The sequence below is a fragment of the Pseudomonas sp. FG98 genome (assembly GCF_057808595.1).
On the sequence record NZ_JBMDIJ010000168.1, the window covers coordinates 1 to 4,252 of the forward strand.

Genomic DNA, 4,252 nt, shown 5'->3' on the forward strand with positions numbered 1-4,252 from the left:
CGTAATCGGTGTCCGGAAAAACTTGACCAGAACAGCTTGCCAGCGATGAGGCCCGAGAGAGCAACAAAAAAGGGCGCCTGCATAGGCGCCCTTCTCTTTCACTCAACCTGCATTCAGTTCAGCGCAGGCTTGTCCCCGTTGATCGGGATGCGCTTGGCCTTCGCCTCTTCCGGTACCACCCGCAGCAGATCGACGCTGAGCAGGCCGTTGGCCAGGGCCGCCGACTTGACTTCGATATGGTCGGCCAGGCGGAAGGACAGCTTGAAGGCACGCTGGGCAATGCCCTGGTGCAGGTAGGTGACGCTTGCATTGCCGCTGTTGTCGCGCTTGCCGCCAGTGACGGTCAGCACGCCTTTTTCCACTTGCAGATCGAGGTCTGCCTCCTGGAAGCCGGCGGCGGCAACAACGATCCGATAGTGGTCATCGCCATGTTTTTCAACGTTGTAGGGTGGGTAGCTGCTACCCGCCTCATTACGCGCCGCGGATTCGAACAGGTCGTTGAAACGGTCGAAACCTACGGAATGACGGAACAGTGGAGCCAGGGAAAAAGCGGTAGTCATGGTACATCTCCTGAATAATCAGCGAGTTGGGATTGACGCGACCCGACTTCGGCATCGCGTACTCCCTAGATATGGACCACCAAACCGATTTCAAGCATGACCGGTAAAATTTCCTACGCAGCGACGACCAGTGGTTCCACGCCCAGCAGCAGGCCGATCTGGTCACAGTCGGTCTCGCGGCGCACGGCGGTGAACAGCGCGGTCGCTTCCGGGTAACTGCGGGTCAGCATCGCCAGCCACTGCTTCAAGCGCCCCGGCGCCGAACGCGGGGTCAGCTCGACGCGGACCCGGCGCCAGAAGTCCTGGATCAGCGGCATCAGCGCCGCCCAGTCCATCGGCACGAAATCGACACCGTCGCGCACCGCGGCGATCTGCCGGGCCAGGTCCGGACGGGAGACCAGGCCGCGCCCCAGCATGATGTCCTTGACCCCGCTGACCTCACGGCAGCGTCGCCAGTCGTCGAGGGTCCAGACCTCGCCATTGGCGAACACCGGCACCTTGACCACATCCTGCACCTTGGCCACCCACTCCCAATGGGCCGGCGGCTTGTAGCCCTCGACCTTGGTTCGCGCGTGCACCACCAGGTGCGCCGAACCACCCTCGGCCAAAGCCCGGCCGCAGTCCAGTGCGCCGTCCGGGGTTTCGAAGCCCAGGCGCATCTTCGAGGTCACCGGGATATGCGCCGGCACCGCCTTGCGCACCTCGCTGACGATACGGAACAGCAGCTCCGGTTCCTTGAGCAGCACCGCCCCGCCCCGGGACTTGTTAACGGTCTTGGCCGGGCAACCGAAGTTCAGGTCGATCACCGGCGCGCCCAGTTCGCAGGCCAGCGCCGCATTGTCGGCCAGGCACACGGGATCGGAGCCGAGCAATTGCACGCGCATCGGTACGCCGGCAGGCGTGCGCGAGCCGTGTGCCAGCTCCGAGGCCATCTTGTGGAACGTGGCCTCGGGCAACACCCGGTCGCAGACACGGATGAACTCGGTCACGCACCAGTCGATGCCGCCGACCCGGGTCAGGATGTCGCGCATGATGTCGTCGACCAGCCCCTCCATCGGGGCCAGGGCAATTTGCATGGGGGAAAGCCTCGGAAAAATTGCGCACATGGTAAACAGGTTTGGCGCAAACGGAAGGGCTGGCGGTCGGTGGCGGCCTACAGCGTTTTTTCCATGAACACACGATTGAAGCCGTGCTCGACACCACGATGAGTCTCGCGATAGCCGAGACGCTGATAAAGCAGCACATTCCCCGCCATGGCGGCGTTGGTGTAGAGGCGGATCAGCGCGTACCCGGCCTGGCGGGCGCGGGCTTCGGCGAAATCGATGAACTGGCGACCCAGGCCACGGCCCTGGCAGGCCGGATCCACCGCGACATTGGACAGCAGCATCGCCTCGGGCTCGGCACACAGCACCAGTACGGCGCAGGCCCGCTGGCCGTCTTCGAACAACCAGACCTGTTGCTGGCGGATCAGCTCGGCATAGTCGTCATCCAGCGGACCGGGACGCACGCCGATACTGGCGACATAAGGCAGGTAGGCCGCCTGCACCACCTGACGCACTGCTGCTTCGTCGCCAATCAGGGCCTGACGGATCAAGCCTGCTTCTCCAGCAGCGCCTGGCCATAGCCTTCAAGGAATTCCTGAGGCATGCGCTTGGGCTTGCCTGTGGACAACTCGATGCAGACGAAGGTGGTCTGAGCGCGCAGCAGGGTGGTGCCGTCGCTTGGGCGAACCAGCTGGAAATGCCGGGTCATTTTCAGGCGCTGGTCCCAGTCGACGATCCAGGTTGCCAATTGCAGCTCGTCGTCTTCGTAGGCGCTGGCCAGGTAGTCGATTTCATGGCGTACCACCGCCATGGCCCGGTCCAGCCGGCGATATTCGACCAGGTCCAGGCCCAGTCGCTGGGAATGGCGCCAGGCGCAGCGCTCCAGCCAGGTGACGTAGACCGCGTTGTTGGCGTGCCCCAGTCCGTCGATATCCTCGGCACCGACCCGCAGGTCGATGACGAATGGCGTTGCCAGATCCCAGCTCATGCCCGCTCCCCTGTGTGATGAACGGGCAAGAGTGTAACGGATGATCACGCCGATTGGCGCAATGGCCTCGCGCTGCGTTGCAGCAGATCGAGCACGCCCTCGATCACTCGCGGATCAGCCAGGACGCGCTGGTGCCCGCCCTCTTCCAGCATCAGCAGGCGGCTGTCGAACCAGGCGTCGTGGATCAGTTGCGCTTCGCTGGCGGGGACCAGTTGATCATCCCGGGCGTGCACCACCAGGCCAGGAATATCCAGTTGGTAACCGCTCACGTCCAGGCGCTCGATGGCCACCCCGACATCCCGCTCGACCTTGCGGATAAAGGCTGAGCGCGCCCGAGGCGGCAGGTTGAGACGACGGGCAAACCCGCGCAGCACGCCGATCAGCCGCGAGGGCGAGGCGATGCTGACCACAGCCTCGGCACGCAGCCCCCACTGCAAGGCGAGCAGGACGCTGGCACCGCCCATGGAATGACCGATAACGGCCTTCAGGGGAGGCAACTCCGCCGCCGCCTCCAGCATCGCCCGGGCGAACAAGCCGACATGTGCCTCATCCCCTGGTGAGCGACCATGACCTGGACCATCCAGGGCCACCGCCGTGTAACCGGCCTCCACCAGCGCCTCGATCAGGCGGGCGAACTGGGTCGGCCGCCCTTCCCAACCGTGCATCAGCAGCACCGTGGGGCCTTGCCCCCAGCGCAAGGCGGACAGCCCGAAACGCAGGGTGATGCGCTCGGCCTGGGCCAGGATGGGCAACTCCCAGTCCCGCGGCGGCTTGGTATAGGGGGTCATGAAGGCGCGGTGCATCTTGCTGGCGATATGCCCGGGAACCAACCGTCCCAACGTGCCATTGACGCCACGAATCCAGCTCAGGGTATTCATCGCTTCGCTCCAGTGGGTGGGTTCAGATCACCGCCGATTTGGCGGCGCGCAGAATGCGATCGGACAGTTCATCGGTGCCCAAGGCACGCGCCAGGGCCAGACCGCCGACCATCAGGGCGAGGTCGGCGAGAAATTTGTCGGCGTCTTCCGGGCTGTCGACCAGTTGCGCGGTCATCAGCTCGATGTGTTCGGCCAGGGCCAGGCGAAAATCGTCGGGCAGGCGGGTCATTTCGCTGAGGGTGGCGGGTAGCGGGCAGGCATCGACCTTGGAATCGCGGTGCTTGCGCGACAGGTAGAAGGCCGCGACCAGAGCGCGCCGGGATTGACCGTCCAGCGTCGGATCGACCTGGGACAGCAGGGCGCGGCGCTCGCCGAGCAACTGGTTGAAGGCCTCCAGCATCAGCGCCTCCTTGCTGTCGAAGTGGGCGTAGAAGCCACCCACGGTCAGTCCTGCGGCACCCATTACCTGGTTGACGCTGGCATCGGCGGGGCCTTGCTGGATCAGTGCACAACGGGCGGCATCGAGGATGCGTTCGCGGGTCTTGGCTTTTTTGTCGCTCATGGCGGTCACCGGGAAATATTATGGGTTTAATATTATGCTCATAATATTTTTTGGCAAGCCCTTGCCCCGTCCGCTTGTCGAACCGGGCAAAAACTTTTTCGAGGGAAAAAACAAAAGGCTCATTCAATAATCGAATGAGCCTTGAAATTCCGCAGAGCGGATAAAATGGCGTCCCCTAGGGGACTCGAACCCCTGTTACCGCCGTGAAAGGGCGGTGTCCT

Annotated in this window: 6 protein-coding genes; all 6 read right to left on the reverse strand. The window is 63.7% G+C overall.

Annotation, left to right across the window (positions count from 1 at the left end; genetic code table 11):
- Positions 1–113: 113 nt before the first annotated feature.
- The 6 genes from ACODSK_RS32445 to ACODSK_RS32470 all read right to left on the reverse strand — a co-directional run bounded on the left by ACODSK_RS32445 (position 114) and on the right by ACODSK_RS32470 (position 4,031).
- Positions 114–560 (reverse strand): Hsp20 family protein, encoded by a 447-nt coding sequence (locus tag ACODSK_RS32445; RefSeq protein ID WP_489022228.1) that lies wholly within the window; start codon positions 558–560, stop codon positions 114–116.
- A gap of 113 nt (positions 561–673) precedes the next feature.
- Positions 674–1,636 carry a tRNA dihydrouridine synthase gene (locus tag ACODSK_RS32450; RefSeq protein WP_489022230.1) on the reverse strand — a complete coding sequence of 321 codons (963 nt, stop codon included), beginning with the start codon at positions 1,634–1,636 and terminating at the stop codon, positions 674–676.
- A gap of 77 nt (positions 1,637–1,713) precedes the next feature.
- Positions 1,714–2,154, reverse strand: coding sequence for a GNAT family N-acetyltransferase (locus ACODSK_RS32455; RefSeq protein ID WP_489022232.1), 441 nt, complete (start codon positions 2,152–2,154; stop codon positions 1,714–1,716).
- Entirely contained in the window at positions 2,151–2,591 is a 441-nt protein-coding gene (locus ACODSK_RS32460) for an acyl-CoA thioesterase (protein ID WP_489022234.1), read from the reverse strand. Before ACODSK_RS32460 ends, ACODSK_RS32455 begins: the two co-directional genes overlap by 4 nt.
- Positions 2,592–2,635: 44 nt before the next feature.
- Entirely contained in the window at positions 2,636–3,469 is an 834-nt protein-coding gene (locus ACODSK_RS32465) for an alpha/beta fold hydrolase (RefSeq protein ID WP_489022236.1), read from the reverse strand.
- A gap of 22 nt (positions 3,470–3,491) precedes the next feature.
- Complete coding sequence (locus tag ACODSK_RS32470) at positions 3,492–4,031, reverse strand: TetR/AcrR family transcriptional regulator (protein WP_489022237.1); 540 nt, start codon at positions 4,029–4,031, stop codon at positions 3,492–3,494.
- Between the last annotated feature and the right edge of the window lie 221 nt (positions 4,032–4,252).